Raw genomic sequence first — 22,792 nt, forward strand, 5'->3', positions numbered from 1 at the left:
GTCCGTCAGGCAGACATTCGTTCAAGCATGTTGATACTAAACTGCTTCAAGGCAGTCATAAAAATAACCAATCTCTATTGGAGGACACCATGCAATATCGTCTGAGCCAGCTCTGTCTGGCCGGTTCCTTGCTTTTTGTCAGCAACTCAGTCTTTGCCAGCACACCTGGCACCCCAAATATCAGCTGGATGCCAAGCCAGTTCGAGCTACAAAACGGCGCTGTCACCATCCCTGTACAATGGGATATGTGGTGGGGAACCAACGGCAATAAGTGGGCTTTGCTAAAAAATGACAGCGTTGTCTATAGTGCAGCGCTCACACCCAATGGCCAGCAAGCACAAAGCGGCCAGGCCAACCTGACGCTCACCCAGCCCGGTAGCTACCAGTTGCAAGTGCAACTTTGTCTGGTTACTGGTGCTACCGAAAACTGTCAACCCAGTGGCATCACCACCATTCAGGTCAGTGGCAGTGGCGGTTCGGATCCAGTAGACCCTGTGGACCCAGTAGATCCGGTAGATCCGGTTGACCCAGTAGACCCAGTAGACCCGGTCGAACCTGAACCCGTGAATCCAGCGGCTCCCGCCAAACCAGTGATTGCCTGGCTGGATAGCAATCAATCCATGATCAATGGTAACGCCAGCTTTACCATCAGCTGGAATATGTGGTGGGGTAATAACGGCAATCTGTGGCAATTAAAGCAGGATGATACCGTGATCCACAGCGCTGCACTGACGCCCAATGGCCAACAGGCACAAAGTGGCAGTCTGCAGGTGAATGTCGGCCAAACCGGCCAGTACCAATACAGAATCAGCCTCTGCCAGCAAAGCAGCACCGCCCTGCTCTGCACTGACAGCGATGCTACCACCGTGACCGTCTCCGCAGGCTCAGGCGGTGGCGGCGGAGGTGGCGGTACCAATCCAGACTTTGATCCCTGGACCGATCTGGACATGACCTACTGGCCGCACCCATTGAAGGAGCGCAACCGCAGCTACCAGAACACCAGCGGCAAAAAAGTGGCCGCCTACTTCGTGGAATGGGGCATCTACGGTCGCAATTACCATGTGGCCGATATCCCGGCAGAAAACCTGACCCATATTTACTATGGCTTTATTCCGGTCTGTGGCCCGAATGAATCGCTGCGTCAGGCCAACCCTGAGGGCTATGCCGCCTTAAATGCCCAGTGCCGTGGTAAAGCTGATTACAGCGTGGTGGTGCACGATCAATTTGCTGCGCTGGAAAAATCCTACCCGGGCGATCGCTGGGATCAACCCATTCGCGGTATTTTTGCCGAGTTGTACCGGTTAAAACGGGCCCATCCTGAGGTCAAAATTCTGCCTTCAGTGGGCGGCTGGACCCTGTCCGATCCGCTGTACGACATTGGCGTCAATCCAGCAGCCAGAGCCGTCTTTATCGAGTCGATGATCGACTTTATCCGCACCTACGATTTCTTCGATGGCATTGACATCGACTGGGAATTCCCGGGTGGCGGTGGCGCTTTGCCTGAGCTGGGTAGCCCGCAAGACGGTGCCGGTTTTGCCATTTTGATGCGTGAACTGCGTGAAGCGCTGGATGCACTCAGTCTGGAAACCGGCCGTGAATACGAGTTGGCAGCAGCCATGAGTGGTGGTGTACAGAAACTCAGTGTAGTCGATTGGGAAGATGCGCACCCGTACATGGATTTCATCAATCTGATGACCTACGACTACTACGGTGCCTGGAGCGGTACCCTGGGCCATATGACCGGCTTGTACCCATCCGACAACTCACCGATCGACGGTTTCTCTGCCCATGAAGCCGTGCAATACCTGCTCAACCGTGGGGTACCAGTAGAAAAAATCGCGCTCGGTGCTGCCATGTATGGCCGCGGCTGGTCCAACGTCAGTGGCGTGGTAGCTGGCAACCCCTTTACCGGCACCGGCGGCGATGGCATCACCGGTGGCTGGGAGCGCGGCATTATGGATTACAAAGCCATTGAAGCCAACTTTATGGGTGGGCCTGAAGCCACTGGTATCAACGGCTTTACCGTCGGCTGGGATGATGAAGCCAAGGCCAGCTATGTCTGGAACCCAGCGACCAATACCCTGATCAGCCTGGATACCAAGCGCTCGGTGCGGGAAAAAGGCAGTTACATTCTGCAGCATCAACTGGGCGGCATTTTCGCCTGGGAAATTGATGCCGATAACGGCGCCATCCTGAATTCGATGCATCAGGGCCTGGGCCACTCAGAGCAGTAACTCACTATAAGCCATAGCCCGCGTTTCAGCGGGCTTTATCACATTCAGAATAATGAGAACGAACAATGAAACCTATTCCATATGCATTAACCAGCCTGGCGGCATTGCTCAGTGCATCCGCTTTGGGCTACGACTGCAGCGCACTGCCAACCTGGCAGGATGCCACAGCCTACGCCAGCGGTACTGAAGTACAACAACAGCAACAGGCCTACCGTGCCAACTGGTGGACTCAGGGCCAAAGCCCAGCCCAGCATTCCGGTCCCTGGCAGGAGTGGACGCCACTTGGCCAGTGTGATGGCACGGAGCCGGTTGATCCTGTAGACCCCATTGACCCGGTCGATCCGGTGGACCCCGTTGATCCAGTAGACCCAGTAGACCCGGTAGACCCAGTAGACCCGGTAGACCCCGTCGACCCAGTTGATCCAGTAGACCCAGTGGATCCGGTAGAGCCCCATCCAGGCGATACCCCCTGCCGGCCAGATGGTCTTTACCAAACCCCAGGGCTGGAAGTGCCCTACTGCACCATCTATGACGAGCTCGGCATTGAGCTCATCAGCCCGAATCACCCACGGCGCATTATTGGCTATTTTACCAGCTGGCGTCATGGCAAAAACGACCAACCGGCTTATCTGGCCTCCGATATCCCCTGGTCAAAGATAACCCATATTAACTACGCTTTTGCCCATGTCGACAGCAACCACCGCATCTCAGTTGGCGATGTCACCGATCCGAATAACAGCTCGACCGGTATGAGCTGGCCGGATGTGCCGGGCGCCGAGCTGGATCCGAACCTGCCCTATCAGGGCCATTTCAATCTGCTGAACCGCTACAAAGCCGAACACCCCCATGTCAAAACCCTGATTGCAGTCGGTGGCTGGGCCGAAACCGGTGGTTACTTTGATGCCAATGGCGATCGCATTGCCAGTGGTGGCTTTTACAGCATGACCACCAACCCGGACGGCAGCATCAATCATGCCGGGATCCATACCTTTGCCGAGTCGGCGGTTGCGTTTTTACGTCAGTACCAGTTCGACGGCCTCGACATCGACTACGAGTACCCAACCAGCATGACAGACGCCGGCAATCCGGATGACTTTCACATTGCCAACCCACTGCGCGGTGCCTTAAATGCTTCCTTTGTCGAGCTGATGCGGGTGCTGCGCCAGTACCTGGATGCAGCCAGTGTCGAAGATGGCATGCACTACCAACTGACCATGGCGGTACCGTCATCGGCCTACCTGCTGCGCGGTATGGAGGTGTTTGATGCTTTAAAGTACCTCGATTTTATCAATGTGATGAGCTACGACCTGCATGGCTCCTGGAATCAGTTTGTCGGTCCCAATGCCGCCTTGTTTGATACCGGTGAAGATGCTGAGCTGGTGGCCTGGAATTACTACAATGCCGCTCAGTACCAACAACTGGGTTACCTGAACACCGACTGGGCCTTCCATTACTACCGTGGCGCCCTGCCGGCGGGTCGGATCAACATTGGCATCCCTTACTACAGCCGCGGCTGGCAACGGGTGCAAGGCGGTCATCATGGCCTCTGGGGCACGGCATCCTTACCCGATCAGAGCCAATGCCCACCGGGCACCGGTGGCAGCACCGTCAGCCGCTGTGGCGATGGCGCCGTCGGCATTGATAACCTCTGGCACGATCTGGATACCCAGGGCCAGGAAATCCCGGCCGGTTCCAACCCCTTGTGGCATTTACGCAACCTGCAGCAAGGCATTGTCGGCTCTTACCTGGAGGATTATGGGCTGGATCCGGCCACCAACCCGGCACACCAGCTGATTGGCAGCTACCAGCATCACTACGAGCCGGTCGCAGTGGCGCCCTGGCTGTGGAATAACGAGAAAAAAGTCTTCTTATCGATTGAAGACGAACTCAGCATTGCCACCAAAGCGCAATACGTGATTGATCAGCAGATTGGTGGCGTGATGTTCTGGGAACTGGCCGGTGATTACAGCTGGCACAGCGATCGCGGCGAGTATTTCTTTGGCGATACCCTGACCTCGATTTTCTACCACAGCTTCCAATCGGCCTCTCCTTATGGTCATTTGCGCTCCGAGCTGCCGTTGTCTGAGCAGGCCATCGATCTGCGCTTTACCATCGATAACTTTAAACTGGGCGATCAGAACTACCCGATCAACCCCACCCTGACACTGACCAACCACAGCACACTGACCCTGCCTGGCGGCAGTGCCATCAGCTTTTCGGTGCCCACTGCTATTCCGGATAGTTTAAGCGATCAAAGTGGTTTTGGCTTAAGCGTCATCGACAGTGGCCGCAATGCCAGTGGCAACAACATTGGTGGCTTGCAGCACCCCTTCCATCGGGCCGAGTTCAGTCTGCCTGGCTATCTGGCTCTGGCTCCCGGAGAAAGTCTGGAGCTGACGCTGAATTACCAGCTGCCAATGCCAACGCCAACCGGCTGGCGCATTGAACTGGCTGGCAAGTCTTACGCCTTTAGCCAGGAATACCCGCAGCTGCCGCACTTAACGGCACTGCCAGGTGATCCGGGCAATGGCGATCCAGGCAACGGTGGCCCGGGTGAAGGCTGTGGTGGCATTAGCCCTATTTATCCATGGCCACAATGGCCGCGTACCGACTGGGCCGGCAATCCAAGCCATGCCCTCGGTGGTGATCACCTGTCGTATCAGGGCAGTGTCTACCGGGCCAACTGGTGGACCAACTCACAACCTGGCTCTGATGGTAGCTGGACCCTGATCTGCAGCCTCTAAGTGCTGCACAAAACCAACAGCGGGGCCTGGCCCCGCATTACAACCATAAGGAGAAACTCCATGAAAAATGTCATCACCCATTCCCGACGACTGCTGGCCATTGCCACCTTGCTGGCAAGCCCCGCCTTGCTGGCGCATGGTTACGTCGAATACCCCAAGGCCCGCCAGCAAATCTGTAAAGAAGATGGCGGTTACTGGTGGCCGGCCGATGGCTCCGGTGTATCGAACCTGGCTTGTCGCGCCGCTTTTCAGCAATCCGGCGGTTACATGTACACCCAGCACCATGAATTTGCCATCAATATCCGTGATTACCACAATATGGCGGCGGTGCGAGCTGCCATTCCAAATGGCACTCTGTGCGCGGCCAATGATGATCGCAAAGCCGGCATGAACATCGCTTCCAGTCACTGGCAAAAAACCGAAATCAATCTGGCACAAACCCCGGTGTTGCCGGTGCGTTTTCGCGCCACTACGCCGCACAACCCGAGTTTTTGGCAGTTTTACCTGACTAAGCCCGGCATTGACCCGGCAGCCCGCCCCTTGCACTGGGAAGACTTAGACTTGATTTATGAGACTGGCAATACGCCGGCCGAAGCCGGCTATTACCTGTTTGATGTGCCATTACCAGCGGATAGAAGCGGACCGGCTATTCTCTATACCCGCTGGCAGCGCAACGATGTGGTCGGTGAAGGGTTTTACAACTGCTCGGATCTGCTCTTTACCGGCGGTGGTGGCGGCAGCGATCCGGTCGATCCACCGCCAAGCTGGTTTGATAAAGGCGCCTTTGTTGATTTGCAAATCCCGGTGGCGGCAGGCGACAGCGCCCAGCTGCGGGTGTTTGACAGCCAGGGTCAGGAATTGCTGGACCAAAGCTGGACCATCAATGCCGCGCAGTTGCCGCAGCAGTGGGCCTTTGATATCGCCAATCAGGTTAATGCCCAGCACGGCTCGCTGATCCAGATTGGGGTGCTGAGCAACAACAGCGTGCAGCTTAGCCCGGATTTAGCCAGCAATCGTTTCTACTTATCGGATAACAGCTACTTTGTGAATCTGGATATCCGGGCCGGTGAAACCGATCCGGTGCCGGATGACTGCCAGGGTCATGATCCGGCCACGGCTCCGGCCTATCCGAACTGGCCACAAAACGACTGGGCGGGTAACCCCAGCCATGCAGCGTCTGGCGATCTGGTACAACACCAGCAGGTGCTGTACCGTGCCAACTGGTGGACTCAGTCGGTACCGGGCTCGGACGAAAGCTGGACCAAGATCTGCGCTTTCTAAGCGGCGTTTTTTAGTCACTCTGCTCAGGCAGCCGGATCAACTGATGCACCTGGATCCGGCGGCCTTCCTTGGGGCTGGCAGTAAAGCGGCCCCTTAATCAATTCGATAGCGGCCCACCTGGGATTCTATCTGCTCAAATGCCTGCTGAAACTCAACAGTTGATGCATCGACCTCACGAAGTGTGTTCAGGTTATGAGTGGCCAGATCCCGAATACGAACGATGTTCTGGTTAATATCGCCGGCAACCTGGCTTTGCTCTGTTGCAGAACTGGCAATCTCGGCCGTTACTTGCTGCACTCCATTCAAACTGGTGACAATAGCCCGGAATGACTCACCAGCCTCAGCGACCAGGTCAACATTGGTATTGACCAGCGCCTGATTATCCTGCATAAGTTCAACCGCCTGACTCACCCCCTTGTCCAGACGATCGATCATGACACGGATTTCATCTGTAGAACGCTGTGTACGACCCGCAAGCCCACGGACTTCATCCGCAACCACTGCAAAACCGCGACCTTGTTCTCCGGCACGGGCAGCTTCAATTGCCGCATTCAGCGCCAGCAGATTGGTTTGCTCTGCCACATTCCGTATGACTTCAAGGACTGAAAAAATAGCCTCGCTGGCAGAGCGTAACTCTTCAGTCACACCAATTAAACTCTGACTGTGTGAGGACTGATCCGTAATATTGCGACTCAGCTTTTCCAAAGACAAACTCCCCGCCTCAGCACGCTGGCTTGCATCCTGGGTCGCCTGATCGGCTTGTTGAGCATGTACAGCTACACCTTCAGCCGTACACACCATTTCGTTGATAGCGGTCGCGACCAGCTCAGTTTCACTATCCAGTTGATCTGCCGCCGATACAGAACTAGCAGCTCGCTGATGCAGTGATTCCAGCGACTGAACCACACTGTGCATGGACTGACGAATACTGCGAACCATCTCCTGAAGGCGCGTCAGCATACGGTCAAAGCCACGCCCAAGCGCTCCGATTTCGTCCTGGCTTGTTGAATTAAAGCGCTGGGTCAGATCAGACTCGCCTTCAGTAATCCCTGAGAGCACAGTCACCGTCTGATTGATCGGTACAATCACCTGACGCCGAATCAAAGCACCCAGTACCATCATAATCAGCAAGGCTGCAACCATGATCACCAACACGGCTTTCACAGAATTTGCCAGGGCGATTGACCGGACCTCTTGGGTCGAGATGCCTGTGGCAATCTGATAGCCCCAGGGTGTAAAGGTCGAAGTTTCTACATGCCAATGGCCGGGAGCCTTAAGGATACTGCTAACTTCCTCCGCATCCATATGACCGGAATGCAAGCGGACACGCCCTTGTCCATCAAGCAAAGCAATAAACCCCTGCTCCAGAATGTGTGTGCGCTGAATCACCTCCTGCAAGGACTGTAAATCTGCCGAATACCCCACATACCAGATCCCAATCACTTCACCCGCAGCATTGCGAATCGGTTCATACCCTGTCAAAAAAGGGTTTCCAAGGATATCCACCTGTCCATAGAAAGCACGGCCTTCCCGGTTAGCCCGAATGGCTGCCCCCTGAGGATCCAGCAGGGTACCAATGGCTCGCTGGCCTTGATTGATCACATTGGTGGATACGCGCACAAAATCATCACCGCTTCTGGAAAACAGCGTCGCAGTACCTCCCATTACAGAGGTAACACCATCGACCAACTCGAAACGGTTCGCCTGCCCCTGCTCGCCCAGCAACAGCTTGGCAACCATCCGCCCATTCACACTAACAGCCCCGCCCTGACTGGCGTCTCCCAATGACTCACCGCGTTCCATTAATAAACGCATACTGCTGCGCACACGTTCTGACATGATGCTGTCTGTAACAGACAATAATGAGGTGACATTCGCAACTGCATCCTGGCGTATCGATTCTGCAGTTGCCTGCATCTGAACGCGCTGGTTAAAAAAAATGCCTGCGGCTGCAATCACGGCGACCAGCGCAATCAAGCCTCCCAACATCAAATAGATTTTTTTTTGTAAATTCATCGGCAGTCCTGATGCTAAACATTATCCTAGTACTTTGTCTGCGTTTAAAACGCAGGCCCAAGCTGCAATCAACAGAGCAACTTGGCATAACAAGCATTAACGCACTCAGTTGTTAATAAATCAAACGCAATTTTTTCACCCAACTCAATTTGCACTGAGGATATAAGTCTTTTTGGTTTGCCGTTAGTTCCATTCAATCTTCTCTAATTACTCTGCTCAGGCAGCCGGATCAATTGATGCACCTGGATCCGGCGGCCTTCCTTGGGGCTGGCAGTAAAGCGGCCCCTCACCCGAACCTGCTGCCCGACCAAATCCTGTACCAGGGTTTCCGGGTGAATGCCCACCCTGCGATGGGCATCGTCTTCCAGCCAATAATGCCTGGGCTCATCAAAGGAGCGCACCTGACCGGTGATCACCACCACATGGCCATGAAAGCGTTCGGGCTCTGCCACCAGCTTGGCTATCGGCACTTCCAGCACCGCATCGCTGCAACTGCTGAGCAGCCACAGCACTGGCAGCAACAGCAGCACTGTGCGTAACACCCAACCTATCCGTTGCATGGTTTGACTCCCCCCAAATAGCAAAAACCCGCGCCAGCGCGGGTTTTCAATCACAGCATTAGCCCAACCAAACCCGGGCGTTGCGGAACATCCGCATCCAGGGGCTGTCTTCCTGCCAGTCATCCGGATGCCAGGAGTTGGCCACGGTGCGGAATACCCGCTCCGGGTGCGGCATCATAATGGTGGCGCGGCCATCACGGCTGGTTAAAGCGGTAATACCGGCCGGCGAGCCATTCGGGTTGGCTGGGTACTGCTCAGTCACACGGCCGAAGTTGTCCAGATAGCGCAGCGCTACGGTGCCACTGTCGTTGGCGGCAGCAAAGGCTTGCTGATTGGCAAATTCGGCATGGCCTTCGCCGTGCGAGACGGCAATCGGCATGCGGGAACCGGCCATACCGCTAAAGAACAGCGATGGCGTTTCCTGCACTTCCACCAGGCTAAAGCGTGCTTCAAAGCGCTCGGACTTGTTGCGCACAAAGTGGGGCCACAGCTCGGCGCCCGGGATCAGGCTTTTCAGGTTCGACATCATCTGACAGCCGTTGCACACCCCAAGCGAGAAGGTATTGTCACGTTGAAAGAAAGCCGCGAACTGATCGCGCGCCTGCGCATTGAACAAAATGGACTTGGCCCAGCCTTCACCGGCGCCCAATACATCGCCGTAGGAGAAACCGCCACAGGCCACCAGGCCATCGAAGTCGCTCAATTGACGCCGGCCGGCCAGAATGTCGCTCATATGCACATCGATGGCGCTAAACCCAGCCCGGTTAAAGGCCGCGGCCATTTCCTGATGCGAGTTGACGCCCTGCTCGCGCAGAATCGCGACTTTAGGCGCAGCGCCTTTGGCAATGTAAGGTGCGGCAATATCGGCATTCAGATCAAAGGTTAGGCGGGTATTAAGGCCAGGATCGGCCTGATCGGCTTTGGCAGCGAATTCCTGCTCCGCGCAATCCGGGTTGTCCCGCATCGCCTGCATCTGATAGGTGGTTTCGGCCCAGATGCAGCGCAGCTTGGTCCGGCTTTGCTGATACACCAGGGCATCGCCACGACGCACCAGAATGTCATCGCTGTTGCTGACGCTCCCCAGCAGATGGCTACAGGCCGCCAGCTGATGATCCGCTAATACTTGCTGCACATGCGCCAGCTTGTCGTTGCTGACTTGCAGCACAGCGCCCAGCTCTTCACTAAACAGCACCGCCAAGTCATTCTGACCCAGCGCGGCGATATCAACGTCAAAGCCAGCCTTACCGGCAAAGGCCATTTCGGCCAGTGTCAGCAACAAACCACCGTCGGAGCGGTCGTGGTAAGCCAGAATTTGCTGCTCACGCACCAGTTGCTGCATCGCATCAAAGAAGTGTTGCAGCAGCTCTGGCGACGCCAGATCCGGCACTTCCTGCCCCAATTGCTGGTACACCTGAGCCAGACAGGAGGCACCCAGGCGGTTTTGGCCCTGGCCCAAATCAATCAGCAGCAGGCTGCTGTCACCGCAGTCGGTGCGCAGCTGTGGCGTCACGGTTTTGCGAATGTCTTCGACCCGGCCAAAGGCGGTGATCACCAGGGACAATGGCGAAGTAACGGCTTTTTGCTCGCCATCTTGTTGCCACTGGGTTTTCATCGACATCGAGTCTTTCCCCACTGGTATGGTCAGGCCAAGCGCCGGACACAGCTCTTCACCGATGGCTTTGACCGCCTGGTACAGGCCGGCATCTTCGCCCGGGTGACCGGCGGCGGCCATCCAGTTGGCGGAGAGTTTAATCCGTTTCAGTTCACCGATATCGGTGGCGGCAATGTTGGTGATGGCTTCGGCCACCGCCATCCGGGCAGAGGCGGCAAAATCCAGCAAAGCCAGCGGGGTGCGCTCGCCCATCGACATGGCTTCGCCGTGGTAGCTGTCGTACGAGGCTGCCGTGACCGCACAGTTGGCGACCGGCACCTGCCAGGGACCGACCATTTGATCGCGCGCCACTAAACCGGTCACAGAGCGATCGCCAATGGTGATCAGGAAGGTTTTCTCAGCAATGGTCGGTAAGCGCAGCAGCCGCTCGGTGGCATCGGCCACAGTCACGCTATCGAACTGCAACGGCTCGCCGGCCGTCTGGCTGCTTGCAACGTCGCGGTGCATCTTCGGCGCTTTACCCAGTAAGACATTGAGCGGCAAATCAATTGGCGTGTTGCCAAAATGCTGATCCGACAGCACCAGGTGCTGCTCGGCCGTGGCTTCCCCCACTACTGCGTAAGGCGCACGCTCACGGCGGCAAATGTCTTCAAACACCGCCAGGCGCTCTGGCGGGATCGCCATTACATAGCGTTCCTGCGACTCGTTGCACCAGATTTGCAGCGGCGACATGCCCGGCTCATCGTTCGGTACTTTGCGCAGCTCGAAACGGCCACCAACACCGCCATCGTTGACCAGCTCCGGGAAGGCGTTGGACAAACCACCGGCACCGACATCGTGGATAAAGCAAATCGGGTTGGCATCGCCCAGCTGCCAGCAGCGGTCGATCACTTCCTGACAACGGCGTTCGATTTCCGGGTTTTCCCGTTGCACCGAAGCAAAATCCAAATCTTCCGCCGACTGACCGGACGCCACCGAAGAAGCAGCCCCGCCGCCCAGACCGATGTTCATCGCCGGGCCACCCAGCACCACCAGCTTGGAGCCTGGTTTCATCTCGCCTTTTTGCACATGGTCTTCACGGATATTGCCAAGACCACCGGCCAGCATAATCGGCTTGTGGTAACCGCGCACTTCCACGCCGTTGTGGCTGTTGACCTGTTGCTCGTAAGTACGGAAATACCCCACCAGATTCGGTCGGCCAAATTCGTTGTTAAAGGCAGCGCCGCCCAATGGGCCTTCCAGCATAATGTCCATCGCATTGACAATGCGGCTTGGCTTGCCAAAATCGGTTTCCCACGGCTGTTCAAAGCCCGGAATACGCAAGTTCGATACTGAAAAACCAACCAGGCCGGCTTTCGGCTTGGCACCAACACCGGTCGCACCTTCGTCGCGGATTTCGCCGCCAGAGCCGGTAGCAGCGCCTGGGTAAGGAGAAATGGCGGTTGGGTGGTTGTGGGTTTCCACCTTCATCAGAATGTGGATCGGCTCGTGATGGTAGTTGTATTCCTGGGTGGTCGCATCCGGGAAGAAGCGGCCGGCTTCCGAGCCCATCATCACCGCGGCATTGTCTTTGTAGGCCGACAGCACGTAATCCGGTGTCTGCTCAAAGGTGTTTTTGATCATCTTGAACAGTGACTTGGGTTGCTGCTGGCCGTCGATGGTCCAGTCGGCATTGAAAATTTTATGCCGGCAATGCTCGGAGTTGGCCTGAGCAAACATGTAGAGTTCAATGTCGTTCGGGTTGCGGCCCAGCTGTTGGAAGTTGCTGACCAGATAATCGATTTCATCGTCGGCCAGGGCCAGCCCCATGCTGCTGTTGGCCTCGACCAGGGCTTCGCGGCCACCGGCCAGAATATCCACGGAACTGAGCGCTGCCGGCTCGCCGTGCAGGAACAATTGCTCGGCCGCTTCCAGGCTATCAAACACCGCTTCCATCATCCGATCGTGCAGCAGGGCTTTTAATGCGTCCTGCTGGCTGATGGTCAGGGTCTCGCTGCACTGCACATAGTAAGCAACGCCCCGCTCCAGCCGCACCACCGACGACAAACCACAGTTGTGAGCAATGTCAGTCGCTTTGGACGACCAGGGCGAAATGGTGCCTGGGCGTGGTGTCACCAACAGCATCAAACCCTGCGGGGCATGACTGGCCAGCGCCGGGCCATAAGTCAGCAGTTGCTCCAGCGTGTGCTGCTGTTCTGCAGTCAAAGCGGCACTTAGCTCGGCAAAGTGCATAAACTCAGCGTAAATGTCCGTAACCGGCAGCGCCAGACGCTGGCATTGGTCCATCAGTTTGCGGATTCGAAAGTCTGACAGTGCAGGTGCACCACGCAGGATCAACATAGGCTTTTTTCCGTTGGTTGAACGACGAGGAATTTGAGCGCGCTATTATAAAGAAATTTGCTGTCTAGGGATAGAGCGGCAACTGGGGTGGGATTTGCCGACGCCATACAGCAGCCGACTTCGCCAGTCTCTTTTATGGTCGTTGCTTATTGCCGACTTGGCGACATGAAAAACACCACAAAAACACTGTATGCATTGACAGCGACAGGTAAAATAGCTGTAAACAAGCTACTTGCATGGAAAATCCCTGCTTTCCCCAATGGAAACCTTCTTAAGTGTAATTAAATTGTTGATTAGGCAGCATGAGTTCGATAGATTGGAGAAATTTGAAAAAGAAAGAAGGGAGAATCCCGCGGGGAAAGAAGGGATTTTCCAAATTATTAAGCTGTTATGCAGTCATCCCCAAGTCTTGTTGGCAAGCGTCACGTGACGCATTACACTTCGATGCATGATCAAATCCTTCGCTGACAAACGAACCCAAGAGCTTTACTCCAAGGGCAAGGCAAAGAAATTTCCTGCGGATGTTGTGCCGAGAGCCGCCAGAAAACTTGAATACGTGAATCTGGCCATCCAGCTGGAGGATTTGAAAGTGCCGCCCGGCAATCGTCTTCACCCACTATCGGGAAACACACAGGGGCAGCACGCAATTTCAATAAATGATCAGTGGCGCATCTGTTTTCGTTTTGAAGATGGCGATGCGTATGAGGTCGAAGTCTGTGACTACCACTGAGAGAGGTGATGACTATGGCTATTCCTAATACTGTCGGCATGCAGCGCAAGCCGACTCATCCTGGCGAAATGCTGAGAGAGGATTTTCTGCCGGACTATGGCCTGACCGTTACGGGGTTGGCTGAATCTCTGGGTGTCTCTCGCCAATCAGTTAATGAACTACTGCGTGAGCGCCGTGCTGTCAGCCCTGAAATGGCGCTTCGGCTTGCCCGTTTGTTTGGTAACTCCCCGGAATTCTGGCTGAATGCGCAGCGATCTGTTGATCTTTGGACGGCGGCTCAGTCGGTTAAGGAAGAAGTGAATCGGATCAAACCGTTACATGCTGCATAACCATGCCAGCCACAGCGACGGTTATTGCATTGTGGCTGCGCCTCCATTCCGTAACCGCGTGTGCTGAGCGGCGTTATGCCTGAAAGGAGTCGACATTGAACTTCCTAAAATATGATCTGGGAAATTTGAAAAGAGGCGAAGTGGTTGAGGTTACCTTGACTAGTGGAGCAAACGTCCGGCTCATGGACAGCTCAAATTTTAACAACTACAAAAACGGAAGAAAGCATAAATACTATGGTGGATTAGCTAGGCAATCGCCCGTAAGAATTGCTGTTCCAAACTCCGGGCATTGGTATGTGGCTATAGATATGCAGGGGTTGCGTGGTAGTACAAATGCTTCCGTTCGTGTTGTCCCAGGAGCATTGCCTGAAATTCGAGAGCGCCCACTTTCTGAAGTACCCAGTTTGGTACGTGACAACATTCCGCCACCGGCTGAAACTGGTGGCGAGACACATGATGTATTTATATCGCACGCCTCTGAGGATAAGGATGATTTTGTCAGGCCGCTTGCAAATGCCCTGATAAGGGAAGGATTGAACGTTTGGTATGACGAAATGACGCTGAGGATCGGCGATAGCCTAAGGCAAAAAATAGACAGGGGTCTAGCCAATAGCCGCGTTGGCTTGGTGGTTTTGTCCCCATCATTCATTTCAAAGGGCTGGACTAATTATGAGCTTGACGGCATCGTTACAAGAACGGTGTCTGGTGAACAGGTTCTACTTCCAATTTGGCATAACATAACCAAGCAACAGGTTGTTGATTATAGTCCTTCTTTAGCTGACAAAGTTGCTAGGAGCACTGCAACTCATACTATTGATGAAATAGCAGCTGAGATTGCCGAGCTTATAAGGTCAAGGGCATAACAAATTGCTGCACTCGGAAAAATTACTCGCTGCGCTCACAATTTTCCGGTGAGCAAGGCGTTATGTGGTGTATTTATGAGCATCTTACTCAGACTTTTAGTCTCATGCTTACTGCTGTTGCCTTACAGTTTTGGATTGGTTTGGCTTTTTAACATAAATGAGGCAGGTTCGAGTGAAGCGTTACAGGGATTTTCGCGGCACGCTTTTTTTCTCACTGCAACAATTGCATTGATATGCTTATGGTTATTCACTTGGTCCACGAAGTTACGCAGGCATTGCTGTTTGGGGTTGTTACTTGCATTATTAGGCGGCTTAATATTTTTATATTTAGGTTATCCTAAATCGTTGGGGATACTAGCTCTTGGTGCTCCAATTATAGTTGTATCAATGATATACGTTGGGCATGAAAAAATTGCAAAAAGCACATAACAAGCGCAGTCACAATCGGCCACTGCGTGGCCTGAACCTCAACCGCTGCGCTGGTTTCGGCCTGTGCTGCGAGCGTTAGAGGGACGACATGAATCATTGGGCTATTGTGAGGGCAGCAATTATCGGGTTTGCGGGTATATCGTCAGCCCTTGCTCCAACAGCCCCCTCTGCACAGGTCGATGTCGGTTGGGAAGTTGTTCTTGTTGGTTTTCTCTTCTTTCCGGTTATCGTTTGTATTGGGCTTTGCGTTTTCTTACCTTTCCGAAGCGCAAAGCTTAAGTTGTCAGCCCCGGCTTGGAGCCATAATCCTTTTGATTTCTCAAAGCCTGAGCAGTTTTTCCATATGGCCGGCTATGGAATGCTTGCCACGGGTGCTGGATTATTGCTGGCCGAGCTCTGGGGAACTAGCACAGGTTTGGTGAGCGCTTTTGCAGCGGCGGCGCTCGGCGGTGGGATACTTGTGGGCCTTTGGATCTTAGGGCTCGTTGCCCGAAGGCAGGCGAAGTTTGAAGTCCAGAGATAGAGTGAAACAGCTGGCCGGCCCAGAAAAGATAGGGTTTAATATTCATCTGCCCCTAATTTAAGGCAGGCCACAGAGATGGTGCTGATACGAGTCTGGCGAAGTGAGCGGCAGCTTGAATTACCAGAAAGCGAAACATAACCGGGCGCAGGCAGCCAAAGACAAGGCTGGCCGGCCCAGAAAAAGATAGGGTTTAGTTTTCATCTGTCCCGAATTGAAGCTGGGATAATCACATAAACATAAATGACAGGACTGCCGCGCCCAATATCAGATAAAAACAAATTATAATAGCTAACCAAATCAAACTGGCCTTAGCAAAATTTGCTTTACTGCGCTTTGTACCACCACCAAAAGCCCACACAAAAAGCAGAACGATTCCGACTATCGGAATCATTAACAAAAAAATTGTCAGCATCCAATCGCCAGTACTAACTTCATCATTGTTGATGAATTGGTTACTAGCTGCTTGCAGACTTTGATTTTCCATGGGTAGTTCCTTGTTGTTATTATCACATCTACAGAATATGTAACTTGCTATAGCAAGATTACGGTTCTGTCAAACCATACAAACGCTAACCAACTGTGTCAAACAGTATTTTTTGCGAAACTGCAGTCTAAATTCGGGTGGAAAATAAAATAGGCAAAGCTATGGGCAGGACGCTTTGAATCGTGCCTGATGCAGCAAGAGTACTATAGACTAACGCCGTAACCGGGCATTCATTCGCTAACCTTCGGGGCCAGCTCCCTAAGGTGAGGCAAACGCCAAGCCTTACAAGCAGCCAGCAGTAAAAAACAACCACTGACCAGCACGGAACTTGTTATACTGCCATCTTGTCTATACAGCAATAAGTGACCCAGCAACGCAGCTTTAGCGTAAAGTCACTACTACATACATAGACCCAATTTTCAGGCCAAGGAGGCCCTATGATTAAACGTAAAAAACCAGTGCAACTACGCAAACGACGCATTGTAAACGTCAGCTCTACCCGTCGTCGCATCAACCGCAGTATTGAAACCTTAAAGATGCATCGCCGCCGCCGCAACTTCCAGGCACAAAGCAATGCCCTTCAATCCGGCTCACCAGCCTGCTGCGACGCCTGATCCGCAGCCTGCTGCCGGGCTGCTTTTTTTTCCTGCCTTCTTTTTTGAAAAAACGCCGATAGCTGGGCGCTGCACGCCTCTGCCAGCACACCGCCAGTTACCTCCAACTGATGATTGAGCTGTGGATGACGCACCAAATCCATCACTGAACCTGCTGCCCCGGTCTTATAATCGCTGGCCCCAAACACCAGGCGTTTGATACGGCTATGCACCAGCATACCGGCACACATGCTGCAGGGTTCCAGCGTGACATACAGGGTGGTATCAAGCAGCCGATAATTGCCAATAGCAGCCGCCGCCTCACGGACGGCCTGCATTTCGGCATGGGCAGAAGGATCGTTACGGCTGATCATCTGATTCCAGCCTTCACCCAGAATGTTGCCATCCTGCACCAGCACAGCCCCTACCGGCACCTCCCCTTGTTGCTCGGCACGCTCAGCCAGCAGCATGGCATGGCGCATCCAGTCTTCGTCGGTCATCGTTGTTTACATTTTGCGGTAATTTTACGCTTTAGTTTATCATCAGCAGGTGGTAAAACAGACTAAAATATTGTCAGAACGACCACCATCAGCTGCAGCTTTTATTGCCAGTGCATTGGTTTTATTGGGTTTTAATTCTGGTGTTATTTTTGCTTGTAAATATTTTTCAGATAAACACTGCAAGGAGAAAACTGAATGGGACCTTTTGAAGTTGCTGCTATTGCCATAATCGGCGGCCTGCTCTACTCGGCTGGCGCCTCATGGTATAACCATCGATCGAAAAGCATCGCCAATAAAGAAGACTTTAAGGCACTTGAAGATGAAGTTAAACGCTTAAAAGAGCGGGTCAGTACGTTAGAAAGCATCGTCACCGACAAATCCTACCAATTAAAAGAGCAAATCAACCGGCTATAGCGCCGGTTTGCTGCGCTGGTAGCGGTTTAAAATGGTATCCAGTTCGGCCGCGAATGCTTTGCGATCGCTTTGACTTAAACTGGCCGGCCCACCGGTATGAATGCCGCTGCTGCGCATGGTGTCCATAAAATCACGCATGGTCAGCTTTTGCGCTATGGTGTCCTGCCGGTACAACTCGCCACGCGGATTCAGCGCCTGCCCCTGTTTTGCCAGCACTTCTGCGGCCAGTGGAATATCGCCGGTGATCACCAGATCGCCAGGCGCTACCCGCCGCACAATTTCATTGTCGGCCACATCAAAGCCCTGCTCTACCCGCAAGGAACGAATATAAGGCGACGCCGGCACCCGCAGCGATTGATTGGCCACCAGCGTCAGCTGGATTTTGGTGCGCTCCGCCGCCCGGTACAAAATATCTTTAATCACCGCAGGGCAAGCGTCGGCATCGACCCAAATCTGCATGGTTACTCCTCGTTTAGGCACATCAGTGCTGGCTAATTTGACAGCACGGACTGGCTGATGCAGCATTTTAGCTCAATTACCCTTGCTACAGGAAATCCAGGTGCCAAACCCATCGCTGGAGCAATTGTATCAACAACAGGCCCGGCAGGTACTGGCCACCTTAATTCGCTTGCTCGGCGAATTTGAGCTGGCCGAAGAAGCCACGCAGGAGGCATTTTATGCCGCCATGCAGCAATGGCCGACCGACGGCTGGCCGGATAACCCTGTAGCCTGGCTGATTACCACCGGCCGACGCAAGGGCATCGACCAGATCCGCCGCCGCCAGACCGCCCGCCAGTTTGCCGCAGCCCAGCAGCCCTTGCTGGATGAAGCAGAGCCCAAGCTGGAAAGTAACGATATCCAGGACGACCAATTACGGCTGATGTTCACCTGCTGTCACCCGGCGTTATCTGCCGATGCCAGACTGGCGTTAACCTTGCGGGAACTGTGCGGCCTGACCACCGAGCAAGTGGCCGCGGCGTTGCTGCAACAACCAACTACCCTGGCGCAGCGGATTGTGCGGGCCAAACAGAAAATCAAAGCCGCCGCCATCCCGTATGAAATTCCAACAGCCAAAGAGCTGCCAGCCCGGCTGCAATCGGTGTTGCAGGTGATTTACCTGATTTTCAATGAAGGCTATTCCAGCAGCAGCGGCGATCAGCTGCTCGATAGCCGGCTGGCCGATGAAGCCATCCGGCTCGGCCGTCAGTTGGCTCAGTTGTTGCCAGAGCCGGAAGTCCATGGCCTGTTGGCACTGATGCTGCTGCAACACGCCCGGCAGCATGCGCGGCAAGATAGCCATGGCGACTTGATCACGCTGGAGCAGCAGGATCGCTCGCTTTGGTTAGAGCAGCTGATCAGCGAAGGGGGGCACTGGTTGCAACTGGCTTTACGCCAAGGCCCGGCTGGCATTTATGGCTTGCAGGCAGCCATTGCCGCAGTGCATGCCGGGGCAAAAAGCTTTGCCAGCACCGACTGGCAACAAATTCAGGGACTGTACCAGTTGCTGTATCAGCAATGGCCCTCTCCGGTGGTGGCGTTAAACAGGGCGGTCGCCATCGCCATGTGTCAGGGGCCTGAGGCTGGTCTGCGCGAACTCGATGCCCTGAGCAGCCACAAAGCCATCCAGAATTACCATCTGTACCATGCCGCTCAAGCCGACTTGCACCGCCGGGCTGGCCACATTGCGGCCGCCCGTAGCGCCTATCAGCGTGCCCTGGCTCTGGTGCAACAGGAACCTGAACGGCGCTTTTTGCAGCAACAACTCAAAACCCTGACGGACGAATAAATTTTTGCATCGCCTGTCGAAATCGATGGTATCGGCACGACTTAGGGGTAAGTCCACCACTTAACGCCTGACAGGAGTTGTTATGCACTACATCATTATCCGCAAAGCCGATGCCGCCACCGAGCGTGGCGCGCTGCCCTCCAACGAGGTGCTCAGCGCCATGGCCGATTACAACAACCATCTGCTAAAAGCGGGCGTCTTTGTCTCCGGCCAGGGGCTGCGCCCGAGTAGCGAGGGCTGTCGTCTGCATATCCAGCCAGAGGATGTTGTGCTAAGCGACGGCCCCTTTACCGAAAGCAAGGAGCTGATCGCCGGTTTTACCGTTATTAAAGCCAATAGCCTGGAAGAAGCCCGGGCCTGGGCCAGCCAATGGCCAAAAGAAGACGCAGGTGCCCAACTGGAGGTGCGCCGCTTTTTCGAGCTCAGCGATTTTGAGCCTGGCAGCGGCCTGGCCAAGCATCAACAGATGGCAGCACAAATGGAGCGCCTGCCAGTAAGCATGGCCAGCTACTTAACCTTCCCCGGCACTTGCCGGGAGGCCATGCAGCGCTATGCCGAGCTGCTGGGTGGTGAAATCGAGCTGTTGCTGCCGTTTAAAGACAGCCCGATGGCAGGCGATGTGCCTGCCGACTGGCAAGACAACATCATGCACGCCCGGCTCAACATCGGCGGACGCATCCTGATGGGCTCGGATGCGACCCCTGGCCAGTACCAGGCCCCCCAGGGGATCTCCGTTCAGCTTGAATTTGATACGGTAGCAAAAGCACAAGCGCTGTTTCAGGCACTGGCACAAAGCGGCCAGATATGGATGCCATTCGGCCCGACCTTCTGGGCCAAAGGCTTTGGCATGCTGACCGATCGCTTTGGCATCGGCTGGATCATCAATTGCGAACAAGGAGACTAAGATGAACTACCTGGCACTGGTGTATTACCAGGAACAACAGATTGAAGCCATGACCGAGCAAGAGTGGCATGACTTAAACCAAAAATGCATTCGCTGCGTGGAAGGGCTGACCCAAAGCGGCCATTTTATCGCCGGCCAGGCGCTGCAGCCTACCCGCCAGGCCACCACAGTGCGGGTGCGCGATGGTGAAACCCTGATCACCGACGGCCCTTTTGCCGAAACCAAGGAGCAACTGGCGGGCTTTTATTTGCTGGAAGCCCGGGATCTGAATGAAGCCATTCAACTGGCCAGCAAGATCCCGCCGGCACAACTTGGCAGTGTGGAGATCCGGCCCATCCGCCAACTGCCGCCCAAAGATGAAGGAGCTTTGTCATGAACTACGTAGATGGTTTTGCTGCCGCAATCCCTGCAGCCAATAAAGAACAGTACATTCAACATGCCCGGGCGGCTGCCCAGGTGTTTAAAGAGCACGGCGCTTTGAGACTGGTGGAGTGCTGGGGCGATGATGTGCCGGAAGGTGAACTCACCTCCTTCCCCAAAGCCGTGCAATGCAAAGAGGACGAAGTAGTGGCCTTTTCCTGGATCCTATGGCCATCGAAAGAGGTGCGCAACAGTGCCATGCCAAAAGTGATGGCCGACCCACGGCTGCAACAAGACACCAACCCGATGCCTTTTGATGGCAAGCGGCTGATTTACGGTGGCTTTCAAATGGTGGTGGATGAGTAATAAGACCAGGCCAGCTTTAGCTGGCCCGTCAATTATTGATTCAGAACATTGTCGAGCCAGCAGAGCAATGCATGTGCATTTCTCGTGTCGTAGCTGTGTTTATTTGGTACGTAATAACATAAATCAGATGCCACTGGCTGGGTGCCAAATTGCTGCAGCAGATCTGCTTTTAATAACCCCTGGGTAAGGGTCGTGGAACAAAAAACAAAGCCATTCCCTGCCATCGCCTGCTGAATGCCAAAGAGTTCTTGATCAAATGTTTTAAGCACAATATTTGAGGTGTCCAATCCATTTGCAGCCAGCCAGGCATCCAAAGGAGGCTCAGGTAATGCCCTATTTTTCCACTTGGTGGTAAAGATGGTCACCGGCTCTGTTGACCAGACAGGAGGTTTCATGCTGTGAGCACCAAACACATCAAATGATTCAGCCCTGATAATGTCTGACGGCGCGACAGCTCTGCTATCACCAAGACGAACCGGCATGAGGTAGGATTGACTTTCCAGAGCTTCACCCGTGGTTATTTCCATAGAGAGCTCTGGATGGTTCTGTGAAAACTCGTGCTGAGCAGGAATGAGTACCAGAGCAGCCAGAGATGATGTGCTAGCAACCCGCACGACTTTCCCGGCCATTCTCATTTCTTCCAGGGCGCTCTCGATCATACGAAATCCATCCGAGGTTGCTTTGGCTAACTTAGCACCGGCCTCGGTCAGCGTTATCCGCCTGGCTTGCCGATAAAACAAATCCACATTTAAACGGCTCTCCAGATTACTGATATGGTGGGAAATAGCTGTTGGCGTTAGCGAAAGTTCTTCAGCCGCTAATTTAAAGCTTCCCCTACGCGCAGCGGATTCAAAGGCTTTTAGCGCCTGCAACGATACCTGCAATGTTGCACCTCCTGAGCAAAAATAGACTCAGCTGAAAAATAGATGAGTTTGACTCATCTTATCATGCCATTTTCTCGTTTGTACCACCCGGTTAGGAATTACAAAATAGTCCTCGTTCTTAACCACTAAAAGGTATTCATCATGAGCACACTATTGCATATAGACGCTAGCGTTAGAGCAGCAACCAACCCAAACCCTGACCATAACTCCATATCGAAAAACATCGCGCTTCAGTTTATTAACAGCTGGAAGGAAAAACGGCCCACAGATGAGTATATTTATCGGGATGTTGGTGTAAACCCACCGGCTTTTATTACCCAGGATTGGATTGGCGCTGTATTTACACCCGCTGAAAAAAGAACCCCTGCGCAACAGGAGATCCTGGCTTTATCCGACAGACTGATCGCTGAAGTCAGCATGGCAGACATCATCGTCATTGCAACACCGATGTACAATTACGGCATGCCAGCGCAATTAAAAGCCTGGTTTGACCAAATCGTCCGGATCAACAAAACCTTTGATTTCGATCTTTCCCGGGGAAACTTCCCGCTACGCCCCCTGCTTTCCGGTAAAACATTGGTCACGATTACCTCCAGCGGAGAGTTTGGCTTTGAAAAAGGCGGGATCAGAGAAAGCAGCAGCCACCTGCTCCCTCATCTTCGCACTCTAAGTAACTATTTGGGGGTCGATTCCATCCATGAGATTACCGCTGAGTATCAAGAGTTTGGAGATGACAGACACCGCTTATCGGTTGCCAATGCCAAGCAACGGGCTGAACAACTGGCAGCAGAGCTTGCTGCTGAGGTGATGGTATAAAGCAAGGACCTAAGCTTTCCTTAG

General features: G+C 54.0%; 21 protein-coding genes. 14 read left to right on the top strand and 7 right to left on the bottom strand.

The genetic code is table 11. The annotated features are described in order from the left end of the window. Nucleotides 1-89: 89 nt before the first annotated feature. From ABC502_RS02670 to ABC502_RS02680, 3 genes are all read left to right on the top strand, one after another. On the top strand, nt 90-2,234 hold the full coding sequence (locus ABC502_RS02670; RefSeq protein ID WP_345914793.1) for a glycosyl hydrolase family 18 protein: 2,145 nt from the start codon (nt 90-92) through the stop codon (nt 2,232-2,234). A gap of 65 nt (nt 2,235-2,299) precedes the next feature. After that, nucleotides 2,300-4,978, top strand: coding sequence for a glycosyl hydrolase family 18 protein (locus ABC502_RS02675; RefSeq protein WP_345914794.1), 2,679 nt, complete (start codon nt 2,300-2,302; stop codon nt 4,976-4,978). A gap of 60 nt (nt 4,979-5,038) precedes the next feature. Continuing rightward, nucleotides 5,039-6,259 (top strand): lytic polysaccharide monooxygenase, encoded by a 1,221-nt coding sequence (locus tag ABC502_RS02680; RefSeq protein WP_345914795.1) that lies wholly within the window; start codon nt 5,039-5,041, stop codon nt 6,257-6,259. A 93-nt stretch (nt 6,260-6,352) separates the two neighbouring features. Here the strand turns inward: ABC502_RS02680 and ABC502_RS02685 are convergent, their stop codons facing one another. The 3 genes from ABC502_RS02685 to purL form a co-directional block, all read right to left on the bottom strand. Then, nucleotides 6,353-8,275 (bottom strand): Cache 3/Cache 2 fusion domain-containing protein, encoded by a 1,923-nt coding sequence (locus tag ABC502_RS02685; protein ID WP_345914796.1) that lies wholly within the window; start codon nt 8,273-8,275, stop codon nt 6,353-6,355. A 203-nt stretch (nt 8,276-8,478) separates the two neighbouring features. Continuing rightward, nucleotides 8,479-8,835, bottom strand: a complete 357-nt coding sequence (locus tag ABC502_RS02690; RefSeq protein ID WP_345914797.1) for a hypothetical protein — start codon at nt 8,833-8,835, stop codon at nt 8,479-8,481. A 58-nt stretch (nt 8,836-8,893) separates the two neighbouring features. Next, a complete protein-coding gene (purL, locus tag ABC502_RS02695) occupies nt 8,894-12,787 on the bottom strand; it encodes a phosphoribosylformylglycinamidine synthase (RefSeq protein WP_345914798.1) in 3,894 nt (1,297 codons plus the stop codon). A gap of 448 nt (nt 12,788-13,235) precedes the next feature. Between purL and ABC502_RS02700 the strand changes: the two genes are divergently transcribed. From ABC502_RS02700 to ABC502_RS02715, 4 genes are all read left to right on the top strand, one after another. Beyond that, a complete protein-coding gene (locus tag ABC502_RS02700; protein WP_345914799.1) occupies nt 13,236-13,517 on the top strand; it encodes a type II toxin-antitoxin system RelE/ParE family toxin in 282 nt (93 codons plus the stop codon). A 14-nt stretch (nt 13,518-13,531) separates the two neighbouring features. Beyond that, nucleotides 13,532-13,846 carry a HigA family addiction module antitoxin gene (locus tag ABC502_RS02705; protein WP_345914800.1) on the top strand — a complete coding sequence of 105 codons (315 nt, stop codon included), beginning with the start codon at nt 13,532-13,534 and terminating at the stop codon, nt 13,844-13,846. Between the two features lie 95 nt (nt 13,847-13,941). Next, complete coding sequence (locus ABC502_RS02710; RefSeq protein ID WP_345914801.1) at nt 13,942-14,709, top strand: DUF1883 domain-containing protein; 768 nt, start codon at nt 13,942-13,944, stop codon at nt 14,707-14,709. A gap of 517 nt (nt 14,710-15,226) precedes the next feature. After that, a complete protein-coding gene (locus ABC502_RS02715) occupies nt 15,227-15,661 on the top strand; it encodes a hypothetical protein (protein ID WP_345914802.1) in 435 nt (144 codons plus the stop codon). Nucleotides 15,662-15,887: 226 nt separating this feature from the next. Here ABC502_RS02715 and ABC502_RS02720 read toward each other — a convergent pair whose 3' ends face one another. Further along, on the bottom strand, nt 15,888-16,145 hold the full coding sequence (locus ABC502_RS02720; RefSeq protein ID WP_330086823.1) for a hypothetical protein: 258 nt from the start codon (nt 16,143-16,145) through the stop codon (nt 15,888-15,890). Between the two features lie 437 nt (nt 16,146-16,582). Here ABC502_RS02720 and ABC502_RS02725 point away from each other — a divergent pair, with 437 nt between their 5' ends. Continuing rightward, nucleotides 16,583-16,759, top strand: coding sequence for a hypothetical protein (locus tag ABC502_RS02725; RefSeq protein ID WP_330086822.1), 177 nt, complete (start codon nt 16,583-16,585; stop codon nt 16,757-16,759). Here ABC502_RS02725 and tadA read toward each other — a convergent pair. Further along, on the bottom strand, nt 16,726-17,238 hold the full coding sequence (gene tadA / locus ABC502_RS02730; RefSeq protein ID WP_345914803.1) for a tRNA adenosine(34) deaminase TadA: 513 nt from the start codon (nt 17,236-17,238) through the stop codon (nt 16,726-16,728). The genes ABC502_RS02725 and tadA overlap by 34 nt on opposite strands. A gap of 195 nt (nt 17,239-17,433) precedes the next feature. On the opposite strand from tadA, the gene ABC502_RS02735 reads away from it, so the two are divergent. After that, a complete protein-coding gene (locus ABC502_RS02735; RefSeq protein WP_345914804.1) occupies nt 17,434-17,652 on the top strand; it encodes a hypothetical protein in 219 nt (72 codons plus the stop codon). Here the strand turns inward: ABC502_RS02735 and ABC502_RS02740 are convergent. After that, nucleotides 17,647-18,111, bottom strand: a complete 465-nt coding sequence (locus ABC502_RS02740) for a YaiI/YqxD family protein (protein ID WP_345914805.1) — start codon at nt 18,109-18,111, stop codon at nt 17,647-17,649. The two genes, ABC502_RS02735 and ABC502_RS02740, sit on opposite strands and share 6 nt — an antisense overlap. Before the next feature lie 94 nt (nt 18,112-18,205). On the opposite strand from ABC502_RS02740, the gene ABC502_RS02745 reads away from it, so the two are divergent. The 4 genes from ABC502_RS02745 (at nt 18,206) to ABC502_RS02760 (ending at nt 21,068) form a co-directional block, all read left to right on the top strand. Continuing rightward, nucleotides 18,206-19,438, top strand: coding sequence for an RNA polymerase sigma factor (locus ABC502_RS02745; RefSeq protein ID WP_345915129.1), 1,233 nt, complete (start codon nt 18,206-18,208; stop codon nt 19,436-19,438). 82 nt (nt 19,439-19,520) lie between these two features. Then, the gene (locus tag ABC502_RS02750) at nt 19,521-20,342 is read left to right on the top strand and encodes a YciI family protein (protein ID WP_345914806.1); all 822 of its coding nucleotides are present in this window, start codon (nt 19,521-19,523) and stop codon (nt 20,340-20,342) included. 1 nt (nt 20,343) lies between these two features. Further along, a complete protein-coding gene (locus ABC502_RS02755) occupies nt 20,344-20,718 on the top strand; it encodes a YciI family protein (protein WP_345914807.1) in 375 nt (124 codons plus the stop codon). Next, nucleotides 20,715-21,068 (top strand): DUF1428 domain-containing protein, encoded by a 354-nt coding sequence (locus ABC502_RS02760; RefSeq protein ID WP_330129634.1) that lies wholly within the window; start codon nt 20,715-20,717, stop codon nt 21,066-21,068. The genes ABC502_RS02755 and ABC502_RS02760 overlap by 4 nt, the downstream gene beginning before the upstream one ends. Before the next feature lie 32 nt (nt 21,069-21,100). Here ABC502_RS02760 and ABC502_RS02765 read toward each other — a convergent pair whose 3' ends face one another. Continuing rightward, nucleotides 21,101-21,952 carry a LysR family transcriptional regulator gene (locus tag ABC502_RS02765; protein ID WP_345914808.1) on the bottom strand — a complete coding sequence of 284 codons (852 nt, stop codon included), beginning with the start codon at nt 21,950-21,952 and terminating at the stop codon, nt 21,101-21,103. Between the two features lie 141 nt (nt 21,953-22,093). Between ABC502_RS02765 and ABC502_RS02770 the strand changes: the two genes are divergently transcribed. After that, nucleotides 22,094-22,768: an NAD(P)H-dependent oxidoreductase gene (locus tag ABC502_RS02770; RefSeq protein ID WP_345914809.1), complete on the top strand. Its 675-nt coding sequence runs from the start codon at nt 22,094-22,096 to the stop codon at nt 22,766-22,768. Nucleotides 22,769-22,792 lie beyond the last annotated feature (24 nt).

Origin of the sequence: Alkalimonas sp. NCh-2, from assembly GCF_039631345.1 — a bacterium.
GTDB classification, from domain to species: Bacteria; Pseudomonadota; Gammaproteobacteria; order Enterobacterales; family Alteromonadaceae; genus Alkalimonas; species Alkalimonas mucilaginosa.